At 57.5% G+C, this 23,032-nt stretch carries 22 protein-coding genes; 12 read left to right on the forward strand and 10 right to left on the reverse strand.

Annotated features, from left to right (window positions below; genetic code table 11):
* The 3 genes from RBB47_RS27400 to RBB47_RS27410 all read left to right on the forward strand — a co-directional run bounded on the left by RBB47_RS27400 (position 1) and on the right by RBB47_RS27410 (position 4,147).
* Complete coding sequence (locus RBB47_RS27400; protein WP_305989105.1) at positions 1-1,761, forward strand: adenylate/guanylate cyclase domain-containing protein; 1,761 nt, start codon at positions 1-3, stop codon at positions 1,759-1,761.
* Between the two features lie 158 nt (positions 1,762-1,919).
* A complete protein-coding gene (locus tag RBB47_RS27405) occupies positions 1,920-3,293 on the forward strand; it encodes a glutamate--cysteine ligase (RefSeq protein ID WP_305989106.1) in 1,374 nt (457 codons plus the stop codon).
* Between the two features lie 101 nt (positions 3,294-3,394).
* Complete coding sequence (locus RBB47_RS27410; RefSeq protein WP_305989107.1) at positions 3,395-4,147, forward strand: hypothetical protein; 753 nt, start codon at positions 3,395-3,397, stop codon at positions 4,145-4,147.
* A 79-nt stretch (positions 4,148-4,226) separates the two neighbouring features.
* On the opposite strand, the gene RBB47_RS27415 is transcribed toward RBB47_RS27410, so the two are convergent.
* Positions 4,227-4,547 (reverse strand): DUF1127 domain-containing protein, encoded by a 321-nt coding sequence (locus RBB47_RS27415; protein WP_305989108.1) that lies wholly within the window; start codon positions 4,545-4,547, stop codon positions 4,227-4,229.
* A 265-nt stretch (positions 4,548-4,812) separates the two neighbouring features.
* On the opposite strand from RBB47_RS27415, the gene RBB47_RS27420 reads away from it, so the two are divergent.
* Both RBB47_RS27420 and RBB47_RS27425 read left to right on the forward strand, forming a co-directional pair.
* Positions 4,813-5,688, forward strand: a complete 876-nt coding sequence (locus tag RBB47_RS27420; RefSeq protein ID WP_305989109.1) for a LysR substrate-binding domain-containing protein — start codon at positions 4,813-4,815, stop codon at positions 5,686-5,688.
* Positions 5,689-5,857: 169 nt separating this feature from the next.
* Positions 5,858-6,748: a LysR substrate-binding domain-containing protein gene (locus tag RBB47_RS27425; RefSeq protein ID WP_305989110.1), complete on the forward strand. Its 891-nt coding sequence runs from the start codon at positions 5,858-5,860 to the stop codon at positions 6,746-6,748.
* A gap of 11 nt (positions 6,749-6,759) precedes the next feature.
* Here RBB47_RS27425 and RBB47_RS27430 read toward each other — a convergent pair whose 3' ends face one another.
* The gene (locus RBB47_RS27430) at positions 6,760-7,677 is read right to left on the reverse strand and encodes a DMT family transporter (RefSeq protein WP_305989111.1); all 918 of its coding nucleotides are present in this window, start codon (positions 7,675-7,677) and stop codon (positions 6,760-6,762) included.
* Between the two features lie 176 nt (positions 7,678-7,853).
* On the opposite strand from RBB47_RS27430, the gene RBB47_RS27435 reads away from it, so the two are divergent.
* Positions 7,854-8,552, forward strand: a complete 699-nt coding sequence (locus RBB47_RS27435) for a type 1 glutamine amidotransferase (protein ID WP_305989112.1) — start codon at positions 7,854-7,856, stop codon at positions 8,550-8,552.
* Positions 8,553-8,576: 24 nt separating this feature from the next.
* Here the strand turns inward: RBB47_RS27435 and RBB47_RS27440 are convergent, their stop codons facing one another.
* Both RBB47_RS27440 and RBB47_RS27445 read right to left on the reverse strand, forming a co-directional pair.
* Positions 8,577-9,713, reverse strand: a complete 1,137-nt coding sequence (locus RBB47_RS27440) for an alpha-hydroxy acid oxidase (RefSeq protein ID WP_305989113.1) — start codon at positions 9,711-9,713, stop codon at positions 8,577-8,579.
* Between the two features lie 19 nt (positions 9,714-9,732).
* The gene (locus RBB47_RS27445; RefSeq protein ID WP_305989114.1) at positions 9,733-10,509 is read right to left on the reverse strand and encodes a FadR/GntR family transcriptional regulator; all 777 of its coding nucleotides are present in this window, start codon (positions 10,507-10,509) and stop codon (positions 9,733-9,735) included.
* Between the two features lie 257 nt (positions 10,510-10,766).
* On the opposite strand from RBB47_RS27445, the gene RBB47_RS27450 reads away from it, so the two are divergent.
* Complete coding sequence (locus RBB47_RS27450) at positions 10,767-12,011, forward strand: DUF3422 family protein (protein ID WP_371932867.1); 1,245 nt, start codon at positions 10,767-10,769, stop codon at positions 12,009-12,011.
* Between the two features lie 106 nt (positions 12,012-12,117).
* Here the strand turns inward: RBB47_RS27450 and RBB47_RS27455 are convergent, their stop codons facing one another.
* Positions 12,118-12,513: a cytochrome c family protein gene (locus tag RBB47_RS27455; RefSeq protein WP_305989116.1), complete on the reverse strand. Its 396-nt coding sequence runs from the start codon at positions 12,511-12,513 to the stop codon at positions 12,118-12,120.
* A gap of 139 nt (positions 12,514-12,652) precedes the next feature.
* Entirely contained in the window at positions 12,653-13,597 is a 945-nt protein-coding gene (locus RBB47_RS27460) for a LysR family transcriptional regulator (RefSeq protein WP_305989117.1), read from the reverse strand.
* 335 nt (positions 13,598-13,932) lie between these two features.
* On the opposite strand from RBB47_RS27460, the gene RBB47_RS27465 reads away from it, so the two are divergent.
* Positions 13,933-14,292 carry a DUF4870 domain-containing protein gene (locus tag RBB47_RS27465; protein ID WP_305989118.1) on the forward strand — a complete coding sequence of 120 codons (360 nt, stop codon included), beginning with the start codon at positions 13,933-13,935 and terminating at the stop codon, positions 14,290-14,292.
* A 111-nt stretch (positions 14,293-14,403) separates the two neighbouring features.
* Here the strand turns inward: RBB47_RS27465 and clcA are convergent, their stop codons facing one another.
* From clcA to RBB47_RS27480, 3 genes are all read right to left on the reverse strand, one after another.
* A complete protein-coding gene (gene clcA / locus RBB47_RS27470) occupies positions 14,404-15,759 on the reverse strand; it encodes a H(+)/Cl(-) exchange transporter ClcA (protein WP_305989119.1) in 1,356 nt (451 codons plus the stop codon).
* Between the two features lie 163 nt (positions 15,760-15,922).
* Positions 15,923-16,609 carry a L,D-transpeptidase gene (locus RBB47_RS27475; protein ID WP_305989149.1) on the reverse strand — a complete coding sequence of 229 codons (687 nt, stop codon included), beginning with the start codon at positions 16,607-16,609 and terminating at the stop codon, positions 15,923-15,925.
* 302 nt (positions 16,610-16,911) lie between these two features.
* Entirely contained in the window at positions 16,912-17,532 is a 621-nt protein-coding gene (locus RBB47_RS27480; protein ID WP_305989120.1) for a DUF2927 domain-containing protein, read from the reverse strand.
* 390 nt (positions 17,533-17,922) lie between these two features.
* On the opposite strand from RBB47_RS27480, the gene RBB47_RS27485 reads away from it, so the two are divergent.
* The 3 genes from RBB47_RS27485 to RBB47_RS27495 all read left to right on the forward strand — a co-directional run bounded on the left by RBB47_RS27485 (position 17,923) and on the right by RBB47_RS27495 (position 19,982).
* Positions 17,923-18,675, forward strand: a complete 753-nt coding sequence (locus RBB47_RS27485) for a protein phosphatase CheZ (protein WP_305989121.1) — start codon at positions 17,923-17,925, stop codon at positions 18,673-18,675.
* A gap of 113 nt (positions 18,676-18,788) precedes the next feature.
* Complete coding sequence (locus RBB47_RS27490) at positions 18,789-19,469, forward strand: DNA-3-methyladenine glycosylase I (protein WP_305989122.1); 681 nt, start codon at positions 18,789-18,791, stop codon at positions 19,467-19,469.
* A 147-nt stretch (positions 19,470-19,616) separates the two neighbouring features.
* Positions 19,617-19,982: a VOC family protein gene (locus tag RBB47_RS27495; RefSeq protein WP_305989123.1), complete on the forward strand. Its 366-nt coding sequence runs from the start codon at positions 19,617-19,619 to the stop codon at positions 19,980-19,982.
* A gap of 65 nt (positions 19,983-20,047) precedes the next feature.
* Here the strand turns inward: RBB47_RS27495 and RBB47_RS27500 are convergent, their stop codons facing one another.
* Complete coding sequence (locus tag RBB47_RS27500; RefSeq protein WP_305989124.1) at positions 20,048-22,078, reverse strand: hypothetical protein; 2,031 nt, start codon at positions 22,076-22,078, stop codon at positions 20,048-20,050.
* Positions 22,079-22,365: 287 nt separating this feature from the next.
* On the opposite strand from RBB47_RS27500, the gene RBB47_RS27505 reads away from it, so the two are divergent.
* A complete protein-coding gene (locus RBB47_RS27505) occupies positions 22,366-22,890 on the forward strand; it encodes a flavodoxin domain-containing protein (protein WP_305989125.1) in 525 nt (174 codons plus the stop codon).
* Positions 22,891-23,032 lie beyond the last annotated feature (142 nt).

A 23,032-nucleotide genomic window follows, 5' to 3' on the forward strand; every position in this document is an offset into this window, starting at 1 on the left:
ATGGGGCAGGATATCCTGCGGCGGGAAGGTGGAAAGGGGTCGACGAACCACCCCCAGAACACCGGCCAGGATATCACGAGCGCATTCGAAAAGCCGGCTACACCGCGAAAGATCCGGCTGCCGGTCGGCGTTGCGCTGGGACTGGTCTTTTCGCTGCTTCTGGTCGTCATCAGCGGTATCATCATTGCCTATATCGCGGCTGCTGATCGCGGGATCGCCATGCGTTTGCTGGACGAGCAGGCACAGGCGATCTTGAGGGGAAACGAGACTGTCCTTGAAGAGTTCTTCCATCGGCAGGAACAGCTTTTCCAGTCGGTCGCCGGTCATGCGTCCCCGTCCGGGAAGGCGCTGAGCGAAGCCGACTTGAAGCCCTCTTACAACATCCTGCCCAAAGGAGTGAGGCTTGAGCTCGAAGCCACCCAGCCCGGTGAGGCGTCTGCCGGCGGTCTGCCGCGTGTTTCCTGGTCCCCGTTTCAGTACAAGGACGGCTTTTCCACTGCGGTCAAGAAAGCTGAAATCGATCTGGGCAACGGTCAGCTTCTTGTCGGCTACTATCCGCAAACCGTCTTTGCCAGGCTTGCGGATGCGATGGCATGGGACGACAGGCAACGGAATTTTCTGTTGGCAGGGCGGCAAAAGGCGATTGCAGTCAATGGTGTCCCTGAGAACGATTTTGCGGCCAGTTCAGAGGATCCGCTTCCCGATCTGGCCGGACTGACCGCGACACCGCTGCACGCGATTTGGCAAGATACGGGCGACCACCGCGTCATGGGCGGGTCAGTTGAAGGGCGTTTGTTCCCCGCAGACCGGGGCATGTTCGCGGCGATCTACGCCGAGATCGACGAAGGGCCGGCAGAAGGCTGGATTGTCGGGACGCTCTATCGTGCCGATGAATTCGGTGCAACGCTCGACCAGACCTGGACCGTTCTTTATGCAGCGCTGGCCGTTTTGGCCGTCGGCGCTGTCCTGTCTTTCATGGTCGGGCGCATGCTGGGACGGCCTTTGTCGCGGCTGGCTGCGGCGGCCGGTGAGTTGCGGCACCTCAACTTCGGTGCTGCAGAACCGTTGCCCCGTTCGCCGCTGGTCGAGCTCGATGACGTCAACCAGGCCTTCAATGGATCCCTTGGTGCGTTGAACGCTTTTGCAAAATATGTCCCGCGTCAACTGGTCTCCCGGCTGATCGAGGAAGGCATGACGAGCGCGCGCAATATCGAATTGCGCGAGATGACAATCGTATTCGCGGATCTGGCCGGGTTTACCGGCATTGCCTCCAATCTCTCCGCCGAAGAGACTGCGAGCTATCTCAACGGCTATTTCGAGACGGTCTCGCAGGTGATCGCAGAGGGTGAGGGAACAATCGACAAGTTTCTCGGCGACGGTGTCATGGCGTTTTGGGGCGCGCCGGCCGACCAGCCGGACCATGCGGCGTTGGCCATTCATGCTGTCACGGCTCTGGCGGAGCGGATCGGGCAATCCGGGGATATCGACATGCGTGTTCGGATCGGCGTGCATACAGGCAAGGTGGTGGTCGGCGACATTGGAACAAGCGCGCGAATGAATTACACCGTGATCGGCGATGCGGTGAATGTTGCCGCGCGGTTGCAGGAACATGGCAAGCTGGTGGATCCCGCAGCGAAGGTGATCGTGTTGGCGAGCGCCGAGACCATGGCGCAGTTGCCTGAAGGTTTCAGCGCGACGAGCCTTGGTCCGGTGCAGCTGCGCGGCCGCGAGGCACCCTTGTCCGTGTTCAGAATTGCGTGAGCGAACGCATTCGCTTTTTCATTGCTTGCATTCTTCTTTCAAGACTCCTAAATCACGCAGGCTCTAGAGCGTTTTGCTTGAAGAGCGCCGGAACACCGCGGTTTGGAAGGGGCGTGATTTGTCCTTGCCGAGGGGCCGCACAGACTTAGGACGTTCCCATGGCCCGCGATACGGTCGATACCACACCGATTGAAACTGTTGCCGAACTGGCTGCAACACTTGAGGCGGGGTGCAAGCCCGAGGACGATTTCAGGATTGGCACCGAGCACGAGAAGTTCGGTTTCTGCCTGAAGCAACTAACGCCGATCCCTTATGAGGGCGCAAATGGTGTCGAGGCTGTCCTGGAGGGGATGGAAAAGCTCCTCGGCTGGGAACGCATTGAAGATGCCGGCAAGATCATCGGCCTTGCCGACAATGACGGCGGTGGTGCGATCTCCATTGAACCGGGCGGTCAATTCGAACTCTCCGGTGCGCCGCTCGAAAACCTCCATCAGACCTGCCGCGAAGCCAATCAGCATCTGGCGCATGTCCGTCAGATCGCCGAGCCCATGGGGGTCGGGTTTCTAGGCATTGGCATGACACCGACCTGGACACGTGCCCAGGTCCCGCAGATGCCGAAATCCCGCTATGAAATCATGACGAACTACATGCCGAAGGTCGGATCGCTCGGCCTCGACATGATGTACAGGACGTCGACAATCCAGGTGAACCTGGATTTTGCTTCGGAAGCGGACATGGTCCGCAAAATGCGGATCGGTCTGGCGCTGCAGCCGGTGGCGACCGCGATGTTCGCGAATTCGCCGTTCACGGACGGCAAGCCCAACGGGTACAAATCGTTCCGCGCCCAGATCTGGACCGATACCGACGCTGACCGGACCGGCGACATGCCGTTTGCCTTCGACGAGGGGTTCGGATTTGAACGTTATGTCGACTGGGCGCTTGACGTTCCGATGTATTTCGTCAAACGCGGAACAACCTACTACGACGTGACGGACACAACTTTCCGCCAGTTCATGAAGGGGGCGCTTGAAGGCCGGGTTCCGGACGCAACGCCGAGCCTGGGTGACTGGAACAATCACCTGTCCACGCTGTTCCCGGATGTGCGTTTGAAAAAATACATTGAAATGCGCGGCGCAGACGGCGGCCCCTGGCGCCGGATCTGTGCGCTTCCCGCCCTCTGGGTTGGTTTGATGTATGACACCGGCGTTCTCGACCAGGCCTGGGAACTGGTCAAGGACTGGAGCCAGGAAGAACGAGCAGCCCTGCGCAGCGGGGTCCCCAAAACCGCGCTTCAAACGCCGTTCCGTCAAGGCACTGTGCTTGATGTTGCCAAGGATGTTCTCGCGCTTGCGCAGGAAGGACTGAAACGCCGGAACCGCCTGAGCGACGGCGATCTGGACGAGCGTGTTCACCTGGCACCGCTCGAAGAAGGACTGGCTGCAGGCATGTGCCCGGCGGACATTCTGTTGCAGCGCTACAACGGTTCCTGGAACGGCGATATCACACAGGTTTTCAGGGAATACGCCTATTAGGGGAAGCGGTCGCGAATTGACCTGACGCCTGCAAAGGTCCACTCTTCTGTCGGATGGCCTTTTTTCTCAAGGCCTTGCTGGAGTTCGACCGGAGCAGTGCGATGACAGGCAGCGATAAAGGTGCGCCTCCTTTTGATGTTTTCTCGTTGGCAGAAGATGTCAGAGAGAGGTTCGGCTGGTCCAACGAGGATCTGAGCCGGGTAATGGAACAACTGTTGCCAGCTGCTCTCAACGGTTTTCGATACTTCGGCAGCGCCGTGCCCGGGTTCTCGGATTTTCCGGGTCTGCCGTCTTCATTCGAGACAGCAACCCAGCAGCCCTTCGCAGGGTTCATGCAGAATGCATCGGATGCGGCGCTGACGCCGTTTTTCGGGCCGGAAGCGGTGCAGCAGGCACTAGCCGCGCAGATCTCCGGGCTGACGGGACTTCAAAGCGATGCCATTCAGGAAATGATGCCAGTGGCCGCGACCCTTGCAATGGGACAGGTGGCCCGACCCTTCCTGCACGGCGAGGCCCGCAATCTCCTGGACGCTTATCTGCGCGGTTTTGCAAGAGGCCGCCCCAAACCGCAGCCGACGCCGGTCGACTATATGCAAGGGTATGCCGAAGCGATGCAGGCCTTTTGGGGATCATTTCTCCAGCCCGCGAGCCTCGTGACCGAGAGATCCGAAGTCGAAGCGGAACCAGAGCCGGAAGAAGAAGAACTGGAAGAAGAGACGGTCGAAGAAGAAGCGTCTGAGTTCGATGAAATGGTGTCGAGCTGGATGGCCGCCGGACGCGATTTTCAGTCAAGCCAGTTCAAGGCCTTCGACAGTTTCTTCGAAAAGGCGGCCCGGGACCACAAGGACAACTAAAAAAGACCCGCCGTGAGGCGGGTCAGTTAATGTCAGCAAGGCTTTGCCGACAGGGGCTGCAAAAGGGGACGTCAAAGGGTCAGGCAGCCAGCGACCCCGACTTCTGATCGCATCCGTCAACAACCGTCAGCGATGGCGCGGAGCGAGCGGCGTTTGCCGGATTGAGGGAAACGGGCCGGCGCAGCAACGGGTCGCCCTTCAAAAGAGCCGTCGGGTCTCGATAGAACGGTACAGCCAGTGCGCGTCGAACGTCGCTCCGTGTCAGACCGATGTCCTTCAGTTGCTCGTCGGACCAATCCTTGAGCTCGGTGACATGGCGCCGGTTTTTAAAAACGGACCATGCACGGGCAGCCATCTGCCCGAAGACAGCGATGAAGGGGATGCTTGCAATATGTGTCATGGCATAATTCTCCTGTGAGCGGCCGAAGGGAGTTTCGGCAGCTTGTTCCGTGCCTGTGGCGGCGGTCCTTGTTAGTGGAACATCCTCTAGATGCACGTTCTGGAAACATAATTCCAACGAATGTTTGTGATGTAAAATATCAGAATGTGTGATGTAATCCGGATCAGCCCCGGATTCATGTTGGCGCGGGAGTGTCCGGATAAAGCATTTGTCGCTTGAATGAATGTCGTGAAAAACATGTGTGTGAATAATAATTGGACCTTAGATGCTCGACCTTGATCAGTTGCGGACATTCGTCTCGATTGCCGAAAGCGGGAGCTTCACGAAGGCTGCCGACAATGTAAACAAGACACAGTCAGCAGTCTCCATGCAGATGCGGCGACTGGAAGAGCGCATCGGCAAACCGCTCTTTGTCCGCGTCGGCCGGCAGTCCCGTCTGACCGAACACGGCGAGCGGCTGCTCCACTATGCGCGCCGGCTTGTCCAGCTAAACGACGAGACCCTAGCTGCCTTTGACGATTCCGAACTCGCCGGTCTCGTTCGACTTGGAACACCGGACGATTATGCCGACCGGTTTCTTCCTGAAATTCTTGCCCGGTTTTCAAGATCCAACCCGAAAGCAGAGGTCAGCGTCGTTTGTGCGCCGACGCCCAATCTTGCCGACATGATTGCCGAAGGGGAGCTTGACGTCGCCATTATCACCCATGTGCACAAGAAGGGACGCAAGCACGTCGAACTTGTACGGCGTGAACCGCTTCTTTGGGTCGCCTCGGCACGTCATGCCACCGAAAACGAGTCGCCGCTTCCGCTTGCACTCGGACGCGCGACCTGCGACTGGCGAAAGGCCGCGGTAAGCGCCTTGGGCGATCAGATGCGCGAGCACCGGCTCTTGTATTCGAGCTGGAATTCAACGGCGGTTGGCGCTGCCGTGTTGGCAGGGCTGGCCATTTCCGTCTTGCCTGAGTCGGCTCTTCGTTCCGGCATGCGCGTCCTTACCGAAGCAGATGGCTTTCCAAGACTTCCCAATTGCGAAATCGGGATCATGCGGTCTTGGCACAACAGTTCGCGTGTGACCGACGCGCTGGTCGAGCATATTGTTTCTTCGCTGGATAACCTTTCCGTACCGCAGGCTGCGCAATAAGCTTCGGTTTCTGAAGTTTTTGTTTTAATCTCAGCTAGTTAGGAAGAAAGAACCAATCTGCTTCTGTTGAATTTTTGTTTGTAATGTAAGAAACTGTGATGTATTGTTGTCTGATTAATTCGAATCTCAGATCAACCGCATAACAAGTGGCCGAGCCGCGGAGTTTCTCATGAATCACGCGTTGGACATTGATCAGCTCCGTACTTTTTTGGCTATTGCCGAGCTGGGCAGCTTCACAAAAGCCGGCGAGGCCGTGCACAAGACCCAATCCGCCGTGTCCATGCAGATGCGGCGTCTGGAAGAACGTGTCGGACAACCGATTTTCATCAAGGACGGGCGCCAGTCACGACTGACCGAAGACGGATTGCGGCTGGTGGAATATGCCCGCCGGATGATCTTGCTGAACGACGAAACGCTTTCTGCATTCAACGGTCAAAAGGAAGTCGGCCATGTGAAGCTCGGGGTTCCCGATGACTATGCCGACCGGCTTCTGCCCCAGGTCCTTGCCGCCTTCAACCGGCTGAACCCGTCCATCGAGGTGGAAGTCGAATGCTCGGGAAGCAGCAAGCTGACCGAGGCGATCCGCGAGGGAACGCTGGATGTGGCGATCACCACATCGAGCGACACGATGGATCTGAGGGGCGAGATCATTCGCCGGGAGCCACTTTACTGGGTAACGTCCACGCAGCATTGCGCGCACACACAGGACGTCATCCGCCTTGCGCTTGGACCTTCGTCCTGCGGCTGGCGGCGCATGTCGATGGATGCGCTGGACAGGGCAGGTCAACGCTACAAGGTGTCGTATACGAGTTCCAGCGCGGCTGCGCTTGTCGGTGCGGTTCAGGCCGGATTGGCGATCACCGTTTTCCCGGAAAGCGCAATCCGCGATGGCATGCGTATTCTTGACGAACGTGACGGCTTTCCGGTGCTGCCATCCTGTGACATTGCGCTCCTGCGGTCCGATTCAGCCCGCGAAGCGATGCACGATACGCTGTGCAATCACCTGGTTGCTGCGATCGGCAATGTCGGCGGTGGTGCCGCACAGCTGGCGGCCGAATAGCGCTTCAGTCTTCAGCGCGCCCGCAACATCATGAGATTTCCGGCAAGCACGCAGCCCAGCCCGAGCGCCGCGACTGGCGTCCACTGGTAACCCTCGAAGATCGTCGACAGCGTCAGGGCAACGACCGGAAACATCACGGTTGCATAACCGGCGCGTGCAGATCCAATTCTGCCCAGCAGGGTCAGATAGGACGCAAAGGCAATTACAGAGGCAACGACCGCCAGATAGACCAGGCCGCTGAAATAGGAAACAGACCATTCAACGGCGAAGCTTTCGCCGCGTATTGCCGAAAACAGCCCCAAAAAGACCATGCCATAGAACATGCCCCAGGCAGTCGCCGGAACCACCGCGATACCGCGGCGCTGCGTATCTGCCGACAGCATGTTGCCGAAGCAGAATGACAGCGTTCCGGCAATGCACATGGCAAGGCCGATTGCGGCCTGCGTGTTGAATTCCGCCCCGGCGAATTTCGGCAGGAACATCAGCGCAATGCCTGCAAAGCCCGTTATCCCGGCGATCAGTGCCAACAGATTGGGACGCTGTCCGAACAGGATCAGTCCCAGAAACAGATTGAAAATCGAGGCCGTGGAGAAGATCACCGCGAGCAACCCGGACGGAATTTGCATTGCGCCGTAGTAGAAGAGGGTGAAATTGGTCGAAAACAGAAAAGCGCCGAGACCTGCAAACCGCAGATGATCGCGGAGCTGGAAGCGCATGGTCTGGCCGCTGATTTTCGCCCAGGCCATCATGATCGCCGCGGCAAGCATAAAGCGCCAGAACACTGACACTTCGGGCGCGACCGTCGCAACCTGGCTCTTCATTGCGATCCAGCTCACACCCCAGGCGAGCACGGTCACGGCATAAAGGCCGTAATCCGTAGCAGTGAAATTGCTTGAACCGTTGCGGATCGCGGGGGAGGCGACGCTCATGAAACCCACCAAGTGCGGAAAGTCGTGGGCGTGAATCTGGTGCTGCTTTCACTTAAGCGCAAATGATTGTTTTTGATGTTTCCATCACGAGTTTAGATGGGTAGATATCAGACATGGAGGCGGCAAGCCTTTCGCCAGCGCAGCCCATTTTGTGAGGGCATGATTTGGGGAGAAAAATGACCCTGCTCGTGATCGAGAACTATCCTAAAGCGGAGTTGGCAGCTTTCGGCAGGATCGCAGCCCGGCTGGGGTATTCCTGGAAGGTGGTGCGCGCATATGCGGGTGAGGACTTGCCGCAGGAGACCGGCGCATTCAGTGGCCTGATCGTTCTGGGCGGCGGGCAGAATGCGCTTGCCGATGAGCAGTATCCTCATTTGCCTGCCGTTTGCGATTTGATCAGAAAGTTTCACGAGGCTGATCGTCCGGTTCTCGGCATCTGCCTTGGCTGCCAGCTCATTGCGCGTGCACTCGGCGGCGGCAACGTCCTGAACAAGCCCATCGAATTCGGTTGGCACCGGGTTACGCCTACCGGTGAGGGGCACTCGGACCCTGTCATCAAGCACCTTGGACCCGGAGGCCCGTTGTTTCACTGGCACACCGATACCGTGACGCTGCCCGTTGGTGCTGTGCATTTGGCCGAAAGTGCCATGACGCCGATCCAGGCTTTCCGGGTCGGCCGGGCGACCTACGCAATTCAGTTCCATTTCGAAGCAGCGCTTGAAGACGTGCGGGTCTGGTCACACCATCTCGCGAACGAGATTCAGCCGCACACGCCCGATTGGCCGGAACGTCTTGATGCTGAAGCTGCACGCCATGCCGCGCACGCCGACGCAATTGGAAAAAGTCTCGCCGAAGCCTGGTTGGCCCTGACCTAGAGCGCAGGACCCCTGGGCCGCGGGTTAGAGCACCAGATTGTGCCGGCCAACCTTGGCAATGTCGGTTTCCCCGCAAAGTCCCATGGTCACGTCCAGTTCCTTGTGGATCATCTCCAGAACCTTGGTGACACCGGCCTTGCCCATTGCACCGAGCCCATAGACGAATGCGCGTCCGATATAGGTGCTGTGGGCCCCCATTGCGACGGCGCGGAACACGTCCTGGCCGGAGCGGATACCGCCGTCAAAATGGACTTCAACCTTGTCCCCGACAGCGTCAACGATCTCGCCGAGCACCTCATAAGAGGCCAGTGCACCATCCAGCTGCCGCCCGCCGTGGTTGGAAACCACGATCGCATCTGCTCCGAGTTCCGCGGCGACCTTCGCGTCATCCAAGTCGTTGATGCCCTTCAGGATCAGTTTCCGGTCCCAGTGTTTCTTGACCCACTCCACAGACGACCAGTCAAGCGTCGGGTCGAACTGGCTGGCTGTCCATTCGGCAAGCGAACTCATGTCGTCGACGCCGGTAACGTGTCCGTTGATGTTGCCGAAATCCCGCCGTTTGGTCTGCAGCATGTTCCAGCACCAGCGGGGTTTGAACGCAAGATCGATCAAAACGTGCGGCTTCGGTTTGGGGGGCGTGCTCAGGCCATTCTTGATGTCCTGGTGGCGCTGACCGAGCACCTGAAGGTCAAGTGTCAGGACAAGCGCAGAGCAACCTGCAGTCAGCGCTCTTTGCATCAGGCTTTCCGAAAAGCCCCGATCCCGCATGACGTAAAGCTGGAACCAGAACGGCGACTTGGTGTTTTCCGCGACGTCTTCGATCGAACAGACGCTCATCGTCGACAAGGTGAAGGGTACGCCGAATTCCTCTGCCGCCTGGGCCGCGAGAATTTCACCGTCGGCGTGCTGCATGCCGGTGAGCCCGACCGGAGCGAGCCCGACCGGCATTGAGACATCCTCGCCGATCATTGTCGTCTTGACGGACCGGTTGTCGATGTTTCGGGCAACCCTCTGGCGCAGCTTCTGGCGCTGGAGCGCCGTTTCGTTGGCGTGATAGGTGCTCTGCGTCCAGGACCCGGTATCGGCATAGTCGTAAAACATCTTCGGAACCCGGCGCTTTGCCAGGGCCTTCATGTCGGCAACATCGGTGACAGTCGTCATGGTGTGTCCTCCCAGACGCTCAGGATCGAGCGGCGTGTTTGGCGGATTTGGTGCGGCGCAGCCCTGCAAGCTGCTCGCGTTGGTCGAGAAGTTCGGCATCAGCGAGCGTGCCCCGCACATAGTCGATATGTTCTTCCGAGGCGCGTCTGGCCCCGGCCGGATCGCTTTCGCGGATCGCCTCTGCGATTGCCTGGTGTTGCTGCAGCAACTCGTGCCGGGCCGTCGGATGGTGATAAAGGCGCCCCCGGTTGTAGAAGACGCCGTTCTCGAGCAGCCGGTAACAGGACCGCAGCGTGTGCAGCATCACCACGTTATGGGCGGCTTCACCGACAGCATGGTGCAATTCGACATCAAGCAGCGCTTCTGCGGTGACATCTTCTGCCTCGTGCGCCGCTTGCATCTGCCGGATGATATCGTCCAGCCGCTCTATGTCGGATGGCGCCGCGCGCATCGCCGCCTGGGCAGCGGCCTGACCTTCAATCCCGCGCCGAAACTCGAAATAGTCATTGATCGCTGACGGGTGCCTGGCGATCAGTTGGACCACGGCCTCCGAAAAAATCGAGCCGATCAGGTCGCACACGAACGTGCCACCACCGCGGCGCGCTTCGATAAGCTTGCGTTGCTCCAGGATTTTGAGAGCATCCCTCAGGACGGGCCGGGAGACCTTTAGCTGATCCGCCAGCTCCCGCTCCGGCGGCAATCGGTCGCCCGAATGCAGGATGCCTTTCAGGATCAGGTTTTCAATCTGTTCAACAACGGCATCGGCCGTTTTCTGATGATCGACGGGCTGAAACATGGGTCACATATCATGCAAAAGGGCTCTAATTTCCGGGCAATCTAACGCCAAGATTCAAATTGGTCAATTTTTTTATCCAATTTTTGATGCGCCATTATCGCACACGAGAAGCAAATATCGCCTGTGACAATATTAGACCTTGGTCTAAGGCGTCGCTTGTGAGCAAAGTGAGCCCCGCAAAATTTACAACATGGGTGAACATCTTGGGTCAGGGGTCAGAAAACGGATCATCTTTGCCGTCATTCCGGACATCGCCGTTGCGCGAAAGGGTCCTGGGAGAGGTTCACGCGCGTCCCTTTCGTCCGCTGACCAGTCCGCGGACAATCCTGCACTATGCCTTTTTGACGAATAGCGATGAGGCTGCCGAAGACCATGCCTGGCTCTCTGAACTCTGCATTTCGCGCGGCGGTCATGGTCCGGCACCAGGGACACGGCACCATACCCTGACCTTTGGCGGGGGAACCCTGAGCTGGGAGCAGCACGCTGAATTCACCACATATACCTGGGATGGTGCAGCTAACCCCCAACAGGTTTTTGGACAGCTGCCCGCAAAGCATCCCTTTGGGGCTGCCTTTCGGGCTCCCGGAGACCTGTTGGTCGCCGTTCGCCTCGAGTTACGCGGACCGGATGGAACCGAAGATTGGCGCAGCCACTTTGACGAAGGCAGTCTGACAGTCTCCGACCTGGACGACGGAGCGGCGCTGGTCGCGACCGATTTTCGCCAAGATGGAGATGGCCTGACGCGGATGCTCGTCTTGAACCGGTCCCTGAGCGACGTGCAATCCGGGGCCGTTGTTCAGCGTTTGCTCGAAATCGAGACCTATCGCACCCTTGCCATGCTGGGGCTGTTCGAGGCGAGCAGGCTTCAACCCGAAATCCGGCGGTTTGAAAATGAACTCGCGGATCTGACCGGACAGATGAAAGATGCATCCGCCCGTGGCGCCAGCCAGGATTTGCTGGACAAACTCATTGCCCTGGCTGCAGCTCTGGAATCCGGTGCAACAGCCAGCACCTTTCGCTTTGGTGCGAGCCGGGCATATGACCAGATCGTAAAAGCCAGATTTGGCACGTTGAAGGAAGAAGCAGCTCCCGGCGAATTGTCGATGTCATCGTTTCTGGGCAGGCGCCTTGCCCCGGCGATGCGCACGTGCCAGGCGATCGAAGACCGTCAGGCAATGCTGTCCCGAAAACTGGCGCGCGCAACGACTTTGTTGCGAACGCAAGTGGATGTTGAACTCGAACATCAAAACCGCAGCCTGTTGCAATCAATGAACCGCAGGGCACGTTTGCAATTGAGACTGCAACAGACAGTCGAGGGACTTTCCGTCGCTGCTGTCAGCTACTATGTCGTCGGATTGTTCTCGTATCTTGCAAAGGCTGCCAAGGAAGCCGGATTGCCCGTACCGAGTGCGAGCATCACCACCGGGCTGTCCGTTCCGGTTGTTGTTCTGCTCATCTGGTGGACCGTGCGCCGCATCCGCAAGCATCATAGCGAAGAGTAAAAACGCGGCGCTTGCCGGCGTGACCCCAAGAGCTGTTCAGGAACAGTCGCCAAAACGAAAAAAGGCCGGTAATCCGGCCTTTGATCTGCAGTGACGCGAACCGTCCTTATTGGGTCGTGCCGTCGTCGGCATACTGCGAAAGATACGCGATTACGTTGGCGCGATCTTCTTCTTTGCGAAGCCCGGCAAACGCCATCTTACCCTTCGGAATGAGGTCCTTCGGCTTGGTCAGGTAAACGGCCAGGCTCTCTTCGTCCCAAACTTTGCCGTCAGACAATTCGACAAGGTTGGCAGAGTATTTGTAGCCTTCGATGCGGCCCCAGGGCGCACCGACGATACCATTCAGTTGAGGTCCGACTTTGTTTTTGGCGCCTTCGCCAACGGCGTGGCATGCCGCGCATTTCTTGAAGACTTTTTCGCCTTTGGTAGCGTCGCCCTCGGCGCTAGCCTGGACGGTCAACGCCAGAAGTGCGCTTCCGGCGATCATCAGCAATCGCTGCATATAACTCTCCCTCAGTTTGGGTACCGACAGCACCCCGATACAAAAAAACATCAAGCCAAAGTCTGAATCAAGTGACGTGCAGTCGCATCAGCATAGATACTAATGTGACCTAAAGGCACCAAGCCTCAAAATCGAGTGATCATCCGGCCTTGGCACTGCTCGGAAGTCGAAGCCAGTCATCAAGACCCGCGTCCCAGTAGGGCGATGAGCCATAGAGCCTTGCCAGGAAGTCGATGTAAACGCGCACTTTCGCCGGCAGGAATTGTCGGCTTGGGTAAACGGCATAAAGTCCGACATCTTTCGAGGCCCGGTATTGCGGCAAGAGGATCTGGAGCCTGCCCTCGCGCAATTCTGGGCCGATGTCCCAGGTTGAACGAAGCGCGATGCCGACGCCTTCAAGCAGGCATTCGCGCACGACCTCGTTTGAATTCGTCTTCAGCGGCGCTTGCGTGCGCACGGTCTCAATTCCGTTGGGACCAGCAAGCCGCCACGGGTCCTGATTTGTTGCGGCGATCGTCACGTGATTGTTTGCAAGATCCTCGATGCTCGCAGGCACGCCGTATTTCTGGATATAGTCCGGGCTCGCACACAGTATCCGATGGACGGGAGCGAGGCGGCGTGCAACCAGGCTGGAATCGGACAATTCGGCAATCCGGATCGCAAGGTCATAACCATCGCCGACGATGTCGACAAAATCGTCGGACAGGTCCAGGTTCACTGAAAGATCCGGGTTTTCGGAAAGAAACCGGCTGAGATGCGGCGCGATATGCATACGGCCGAAAGACGTTGGCACCGCCACCCTCAGCATACCCCTCGCTTTGGCCGAGCCGCGCGAAACGAATGATTCTGCCTCTTCAACGGAAGCCAGAATTGCGACCACCCTTTCATAAAATCCCTGTCCGGCTTCGGTCATTGCAATCTGACGGGTTGTTCGTTGCAGCAGGCGTGTCCCGAGTTTTTCCTCCAGCCGGCGGATCCGTTTTGAAACCACCGCAGGTGACAGGCTCATTTCCCGGCCGGCCGCCGACATGCTGCCTGCGCTCACGACGCGGGCAAAGATTTCCATGTCAGTCAGATTGCTCATATTCAATCTCTCAGCAAGACAACGTCAGTTCATGGCGCATTTCCAAAGACGGCAAAACGGATCACTGTTAACGGAATTCGTCGCACCACCAGCTTTTGGTACGACGGACCGCGCCAAGTAGATCATCTCGATCGGAAGAATGGCTCTTCGACGGAAAACAGGCCCTTCCTTGTCCTTGAAGTCTTGCATGCCAGAACAGCGCGTCAGAGGTTGTTTCGCACACTGGCCTGTGCCTCGTCTGCTTTATGACCTAGCCAGTTCCAACTGACTGCGCTTAAATGGAAACGGGCTATTTTGCTCTGTGTCGGGGTTATTATTTTCAGCGGAGAGCTTTTATGAACGATCAAGCCGATGTCGCAGGTTACATGGAGCCGGGCGGAAAGAACGTCACTCTCATCTATATTCTCTATCTTTTGAGCATTATTGTCGGAATCACTTCTATCGTCGGCGTTGTCTTTGCCTATCTGAACAAGGGTCAGGCGGCAGAGTGGATTGAAAGCCATTACACCTACCAAATCCGGACATTCTGGATCGGGCTGCTTTACGGTGTCATCGGATTCGTGCTGACATTTGTCTTCATCGGCATCCTCGTCCTGATCGCGACGCTGGTCTGGTACATCATTCGCTGCATCAAGGGTTTGCAGTTGGCTGGACGCAACGAAGGCGTTTCCAATCCTCAGACCTGGTTGTTCTGATCCAAGCGAATGACAACCCCGTGCCTGTGCGATAGATCGCGGCGGGCACGGGAGTTCAGGGATCCCGGCTTCAATTCGGTGCGTTCGCGGGTGTGCAGCCGACGGCGAAAGTCAGCTATTGCGCGTCCCGAGTTGAACAGGGGTCTTGTCCGGTTCAGAATCCGGCGGTTCGCCTGAAAGACGCAGCGTGCGCTCCAGGAGCTGCTCGTAGATCGGCCGGCCGCCGAGAGTATGCGCGGTCAAGGACGCTGTCGTGCAGGTGACCAGCACCGGCATGATCAGCGCATAGGCTCCGGTCAGTTCCATGACGAGAACCACGCCGACAAGCGGCGCGCGCACTGACGCGGCAAAGAACCCGCCCATGGCCGCGACCGCGCAAGCAGCGCGGAAATCCTCGTCCACCGGCAACGTTCCGACTGCGGCGACACCAAAGGCAAGCCCTGCGCAGGTCGCAATGGAGAGCATCGGTGCGAAGATGCCGCCGGGAACTCCGGATGCGTAGGAAAACAGGACGCCGCCGAACCGCAGGAGGGTCAGCAGCAACAATGCAAGCACCCCATAGTGGCTGCTGATGAGGTCATGGATCAGGTCTTCCCCACCGCCGGTCGCATCGGGGAAGGCGTTCAGAAGGATGCCGGTCACGGCTCCGATGGCCAGGGCAGGGAGCCAGCGCAATCCTTTCGGGATCTTCAGGAACAGGTCCATCACCGTGATCAACGCCTTGTTGAAGAAGACGCCAAGCACGCCGAGCACGATGCCGAGTACCGCAAGCAGAATATAGCTCCACACCGGCAGATAATGCACCTCGATGACAAGGAGCGGGCCGGTCTGTGTCAGTTGTTCGTTGACCGCTGCACTCAGGATTGAGGCAATGATCACGGCCATATAGGTGCGGTAGCCGAAGGGAAACTGGCGTCTGGTTTCTTCGACAATGAACAAGATGGCGGCAAGTGGCGCATTGAAGGCGGCGGCCAGTCCTGCAGCAGCCCCCGCTGCAAGCAGGCCTTTGTGATCTGCAGAAGAGATCTCGTGCGACCTTGCCAGAGCTTCCGCTGTCATAGCGCCCATGTGAATGGTGGGGCCTTCGCGCCCGAGCACAAGCCCGGACCCCAGGGCAAGCAATCCGCCGAAGAACTTGGCCACCAGTACTTGCGGCCAATGAATTGGCCGCTTGTCCTCCATGGCCCCCTCGATTTCCTGGATGCCACTGCCGGCTGCTTCCGGCGCAACCCTTTGAACCAACAGGAAGGCGGCCGCAACACACACCGAAGAGATGACAATCGACACAAGGTAGGGAACAACGCCGCCGCCGACGGCGCTTCTGAGCGCTGCATACTGCGCGAAAAGAAACTCAAGGCCAGCGTGAAATCCGGTTGCAAGTGCTCCCACGAGCAGACCAACCAAGGCTGCCTTCACGAAATAGGCCGAATCCGAACCGGCCGAGAAAATGGTGGAGCGTTGCGTCATGCTCTGCGATGTCTTGAGCCGGAGAAAAAAGAAGGTGGCTTCGCGATTTCAACTAAACAAACTGCAAAGAAAACAGGGAGCGCGCAAGCCGGGCCTGCCGGTCCGATGAAACGCACGGCCAGGCCGTGCGTTTCTTTCAATTGGTGTCCGATATTGAGAGGACTCAGATGACGTGCACCTTGGTGCCCACGCGGACCCGCTCATAAAGATCCATGACGTCTTCATTGCGCATGCGGATGCAGCCGGACGACACGGCATGACCGATCGTCCAGGGCTGGTTGGAGCCGTGGATGCGGTAAAGTGTCGATCCGAGATAAAGCGCGCGGGCGCCAAGCGGATTTTCAGGTCCACCGGCCATGAATGCCGGCAACTCCGGACGGCGTTTGCGCATGGCTGCAGGTGGACGCCAGTCCGGCCACTCGGCCTTACGCGTTACCCGGTGGGTTCCCGCCCATTCAAATCCCGGCTTGCCGACGCCGACACCGTAGCGGCGCGCTGTTCCGTCGCTCTGCACGAGGTAGAGAAAACGCGCATTGGTGTCGATAACGATCGTGCCGGCCTTGTAGGGGCCGTCATAGTCAACAACGGTCGGCAGGAATTGCGGCGCAATCTGGCGCGTCTGCCGTTTGGGTTGTTGCGGCGCCGGCTGGGTGCGACGCGACCACCAGTTCGCGCGCTGGACCCGCGGTTGCTGCACCTGGCGCCGTTGCGTCGGCGCGGTTGCGCGCCTGGTATTGCGCGGCTGCAACTGGAGCATCCACGGTTCAGTCAGATTTGGGCTCAGCACCAAGGGAGGTGGAGCAACTTGGCCGGCGGAAGCCGGTTCTGCTGAAAAAGCAGCACCGATCATCGCGGCACCGGTAATTGTCAGCACTTTTGCAAAACGTCTCTTCAAAAAGAACATGGCAGTACTCTTTACTCATCATCGACCACATTCACCGGCAATTTTAAGACACCGGTTAACGGACTGGCAAGGATGATAAGTGCGCGGTCTCAGCCAAAAGTGAATCGGAAGAAGAGATTTCCGGTAAATCTTTATTATGGTTATTCGAGTCTTGAAAAACAGGATTAACAGTTTCCTTCGATCGAAAGATCACGAAACTTACCTGATTTTCGATAATTGAAATCTTTGCGTTTTCGGATATTCGTTGGTTAACGCACCCGCCGGCGCGCATCTCGGGCCACCAGGGGCAAGATCGGCTTGGTCTGTTTCATGGACATACCAGGCCTGATGCGCGGATCGTACAGCATGTTCAAAATGATCTGGTCAAACACGGTGAACCGGCTGTGGCGAGAAGCATCGTTAAACACGGAATGGGTCAGCGCCTTGTCGTCGTTCATGGGGCCGAGGCCCTGCAGGATCTCTTCCACGAGGCAGCGTTTGAACAAGAACTCGCCTTCGTCGGAAACAATGACTGCCGAAGACCGTTTGATACCGTCTCGTCCCGACACGACGCGGACGAGGCATCTGCCCGGAACCTTTGCACGATCGTTCTTGTAAATGTCTCTTTGCACAACTGAAACGTATTGGGACCGGTCGACCACATAGACTTCAAAATTTGCTGCGGCGGGGTCGTTGGTGATGCTGGTCTTCAACCCGCCGATTCGCCGGTCGATTTCCCTTACGAAACGATGCACGACCGCCTTGCGGTCACGTCTGGACAGGTTGTGAACGTAGAACCGAACCGGCTGCGTAAATTTCTTCACAAGGTAGGGACGCCAGCTCCAGCTGCGATACTCCAGGCCGAATACGGTCTTCTCGAACCCCCTCAAAATTTCCTCGGTAGAAAACGAATCACTGGCAGCACGTGCCGGAGAGATTGCCAACAGTGCCGTAAGGGCAACCCCGAATACGGAAGCAGAGAGGGAAAAAGAACGCTTACTCGTCATGTATGTCGGTACGCCTTATGCAGCCACATTCTATTCACACGCCAGTCCACGCACTCAAAATTCGACGAATGGACACATCGGCTGTTTCAAAAATGCTGTCAAAAAAGATAACGAAACCTTTAGCGCATGAAAACCGCGGCGTGCGCGCTAAATACCGGTCGGCTTTGTCAATTCCTGCAATATGAGCAAAAACAATTCTTTAAGCTTCCCCTGATACCAATTGGCCAATCGCTATTGAAATGCGCCTGCAGGGGCAAGGGGACGGGAGAAGGCATGGCCGCGGTGAGAAGATCCTTTCGAGCGGAAAGCTTGATACGCATGAATTCCGAGGCCAGCAGCGATCCTGCCTTTGCAGAAGAACGCCGGCATCAGGAAGTGCTCGCGGAAATCTCCAGCCTGAAATCCATGATCGGAAGTGGCGCGGGATCACAGCAAAACGCTGTTGACCCACAAGCCATGAGCGAAAAGTTCATGGCGGAGTTTCGCAAGGAACTTTCCGAGGCTGCGAAACTGAAAGTCGAACTCGACGCAATCTACGAGGCGATTGCACAAACGAAACGCGAAATCGCGACCCTGCACCACACGACGGGATCCAAGGGTGAGGAAATGACCCGGGTGACCAACGAACTGGATGCAGTGGTTCTTGGTACCGAGGGCGCGACCGAAACAATTCTGGCATCGGCCGAATATATTGACGAAACCGCCAACACCTTGTCGGCTCGTCTGGGCAAGGAAGATGCGGAACTTGCCGGTGACATTCAGGACAGGGTCGTCAAGATCTTCGAAGCGTGCAACTTCCAGGATCTGACCGGGCAGCGCATCACCAAGGTCGTTGCAACACTGCGTTTCGTTGAAGACCGTATCATGCAGATGATGGATATCTGGGGCGGCATCGAGACCTTCAAGGACATTGAAGTCGAACAGCGCGAGTACAAGGAAGGCGACGCGGCCCTTCTCAACGGTCCGGCGCTCGAAAGCGACGTTGATGTTGCAACACAGGACGATATCGACGCGCTCTTCGCCTGATCCTTCTCATTCTCTCTGCGTGAAAGCCCGGTTGTCAGCCGGGCTTTTTTGTCTTGCTCCAAAGCCGTGCGCAGATTAAGAAATGAGAACAAAAAGTGAATATCAGGCGAGTCATGACCGAGCAGACAACCGAAAAAGACGCAAAACCCGTACGTGATCCGGTGACCGGTCTGATCAAGGGACCGGACGGCAAGGACCGGTGCTGGTGGTACGGCGGTCTGGATGACTATCAGGCATATCACGACACGGAATGGGGCTGGCCGGTTGCTGACGATCAGCGGCTCTTTGAGAAAATCTGCCTCGAGGGCTTTCAGTCAGGCCTTTCCTGGCTGACGATCCTCAGAAAACGGGAAGCTTTCAGGGCAGCTTTTGCCAATTTCGACTTCGAAAAAGTTGCAGAATTCACCGATGAAGATGTCGAAAGATGCCTGCAGGATGCCGGTATTGTGCGCCATCGCAAGAAAATCGAATCGACCATCAACAATGCCGGAAGAGCTCTGGAACTAAGAGACGAATTCGGCTCTCTCGCCGCTTATTTCTGGTCTTTTGAACCGAAGCCGGAAAATCGTCCGGCAAGGCTGGACTTCGAAACCGCAAGGACGCTTGGCAAAACGGCGGAAAGCACGGCGCTGTCAAAGGATCTGAAGAAACGCGGCTGGAGTTTTGTCGGTCCGACGACAGTCTATGCATTCATGCAGGCCATGGGCATGGTCAACGACCATCTTGAAGGTTGCTTCTGCAGGGAGCTGGTCGAAAAAGCACGGGCAGAGTTTGTGCGGCCGAAAAGCAAATAGCACGGTGGCTGGTCAGGAATTCAACGAGAGTGCGCAAAAGGCCTTTGAGATGCGATGCTGTTCGGGTGCGCAGCTGAAACAAGTCATTCTGTCCAGCGCTGAGGTGTCTGTGATGTCTGTGGGTGCTCTCGGGAAAAAAGTGTTTGAATGTCTGAAACGGTAAAATCTGCAGCGGTCTATCCAACGCTTGCTGCACCCGACATTGAAGAGACCTGTCACTGGTACGTGGATAAACTCGGATTCAAAATCAGGTTTATGTGGGGTGACCCGCCGACGCATGGCGCTGTTCTGCTGGGTGACGCATGTGTCCATTTTTGGAAAGGCTCACCACAACTGAACGAGAACTGGCTTTATTTCGACATCGACAATTTGGAAGCCATGTACCGGCGTGCCCAACAAAACTTGGTCAAAATTACCCGTGAGCCGGAAACTTATCCCTGGGGTATGCGCGAGTTCAATGCGATCGACCTCAATGGCTACAACATTCGCTTCGGCCAGCACATGGGCGGATAAACGAAACGACCCGGTCGTGTCCGGCAGCCATCAGGGCTGGCTGGGGTAGCGGCGTCTTGACTGGTTCAGTCGATCGCCGCCCGTTTGGTCCGCACTCTCTCCAGCGTGAGACTTGCATCTTCGACATCCGCATCGGCGTTTGCATCGCGGAAGGTGCCGATTGCCATTTCCAGGAACTGCTCGGCTTTTTCAAGCTCTGCCGCCGGCTCTGCGCACGCTTCCATATCCGCCATGCTTTCCTGAACGGCTGCGATCGACACGAGGGTTTGGGCGGCCTGATAGGACGATTCGACTTCTTTTTGGATCGCGTAAACTTGCAGCAGATCACCGACAGCCGCGCGCATCGCGTTCACCCCGTCTTCGCCGCCTGCCGTACCCATAAAGGAAAGACAGAGCGCACGGCCAAAAAGTGTCGAGGACCAGTCAATCGGATTTTCCTCGGGCGACATCAGCTCGAGCGCCTCGGTATAGTAGCGGAACGCCGTTTGAAGAAAGGCCCATCTCGGCTCGTCTTCAACACATATGGCCATGCGCGACAGAATATTTGCCTGATTGAAGCGATTGATCCGCCAATCAAGCGGAGACTCATCCCGCGAAATGTGGTTGTCGACGTCCTCCAGCGCATCGGCAGCGCGGCTCAGATAAGTGACTGCCATCTGCGGTTCGGTCCCAGCCAGGAACTTCAGGGTTGACGCGAGCCCTGATTTTGCGGCGATCCAGTTCCCGCGGTCCTTTTCCGCATCGAGGATCGAAATCGCTTCTTCCTGGTACCGCTCCGCGTCCTTCAGGAATGCGGCGGCGGATCCGCCGAGATCGCGCCGGGCCTTTTCGTTCAGAACGCCGGCAAGGCTTGTCAGAACGGCGGCACGGGTCGGCTCGTTGCCACCGTCGATCTCGAGCGTCTTCAGCAGGAAGCCGTGAATCTCCATGGCCCGGTCAAAACAATCTGTTGCGGCTTGACCTGCCAGCATGCGCCCCTGGGTGTCGAGCATGGACGCATAGTCGTGATTCATTGCGACCAGCTCGCCTACCGCCAAGGTTCCCATTGCCTCGGGTATTGTGCTTTCGGCAAGGTCGATCGCTTCGGAAATGGCGGTGCCGCCATAGGTGCACCCATAAGCGTGCACCTGCATGGCTGCGTCGAATTTCTTACGATGGCTTTCAGCAACATCCACGACCGCAAGGCTGTTCGCAGCAGTGACCAGCAGCAGCTTCGCCGCGCCGGGATCACCGCGCAGAAAGGCAACGCGCGCCTGCGCTTCCATGACCCTGGCATTGTCCTCCAGTGGTTTGCGCAAGGTGTCACTCGTTGTCTCGCGGATGGAACTCAAAAGGCGATCGGCTTCCTCAAGGTCCAGTCTGGCAATCGCGTCGTCGACAGCTGCAAGAACATTGTCGATGCGCTGACTGGTTCCGCGAAGTGCTTTGACCTCTGCCTTGAGGGCGCGGTAGTCGCGTGCCTTTCCGTGCAGGAAACCCCGCAGCTCCGGCAGCGACATGTCCTCCGGTGCAGGCTCTCCGAACCTCAGGGCAAGCGCGTCGAGTGTATCGCGCGTCTGCGCTTCCAGATTGTCGAGCCGTTCTGAGACGCTGTCGATCTTGTTTTCCATGCGCTGCGCTGTCTGAAGCATCTGCGCCATATACGCGGGTGTCAGATCGGCTGCATATTCCTTCGTGCGCAGCAAAGGCGCCAGCGTCGGGCTTACGATCGCAAGGAAAAGGCGCTTCATCTCGGCGTTGCGCAATTCTCCGGTCGGGTCACTTTCGTCTGTGATTTTTTCAAGCATCGCGCCGGCGCAGGTATCTGGATCCATACCCGCAGCTGTGACCTCGTCCGGATCCAACAGGCCGGTCTCGACCATTTGTACAAAACGCACATCTGCGTCCGTGGGCGCGTCACGAAAACCGCTGAAGACGTTTTGGGCCGCCTGTGTCAGGTCATTTGCCATGGAGGCAATCGACTTCGGCGGGCGCGCAGCGACCTTGCGAATGGCATCATAAACGCCAAGACCGGATCTCAGTCCGGGCGCTGAAGCCATTCCGCCCATGGCAACCAGCAGCCGGACGGCATTTGCGATGTTGTTCGAGTGACCCATTGGTTGGTGAGTTTCCGATTTATCGCCTTTGCAAGTTTGCCATCACATCAAAACATTTGGCAACCAGAAGGGGAAGCTTGAGGCAGCAGTCGCAAGCCAGCCAATGCGCCAAATCGAATGTGCATCTCAAACCTCGTGTATTCAAAAGTGGGAGTTTTCAGGCATTCGCAGAAATGACGGACAATTTGCCGCGATTTCGAGGCCAAAAATACGTGATGATGCGGAGCGACGGAGATGGGCGCATACGCTAGCGTGCTCGGGTCGACCAAAAGCGCATGGGGGCCGTCTTGAAATTTCTGATCGCCTACGCAACCACCGAAGGACAGACCGAGAAGATCTCAAAGTTCATCGGGGAGGCGTTGTCGGACACCAGTCACGACGTTCGATATCACAACGTAAGCGGACTGTCCGGCGGGCTCTCCGTCCAGGATTTCGACAAGGCGATCGTTGCCGGTTCCGTGCATTCGGGCAAACACCAGGGAGATCTGGAACTGTTTGTTTTTGCAAACCGGGATCGGCTCAACGAGATGCCATCCCTGTTCATGTCCGTCAGCCTTGCCGCCGCCTTCGCGGACACGATGGAAGAGGCCCGGGGATACGTCGACACGTTTCTGCAAGCCACAAACTGGAAACCGACAGAGACCGCACTGGTCGCGGGTGCCGCAAAGCCCGGTTCATACGACTGGTTTCAAAAATCAGCCTTGCTGGAGGGCGATCTGGCCGATCACGCCAACAAGGAGCTGACCGACACGCGCGAATTCACCGATTGGGATGGCCTGACAGGGCTTGTCGCCAATTTCGCAGCGCGCTGAGCCGGACCGGTACCGAGCAGACTACTCAGGGCAAAAGTTCGGGATCAGTGGTGGTCGGCTGGTCCCGGTGAGCACCTGTATGTTCCGGCGGGCCTTGCAATCGGGATCACCAGAGACGGGCTGATGCCGGATGTCTCGCTCA

This window comes from Roseibium sp. MMSF_3544 (genome assembly GCF_030732845.1).
GTDB lineage: Bacteria > Pseudomonadota > Alphaproteobacteria > Rhizobiales > Stappiaceae > Roseibium.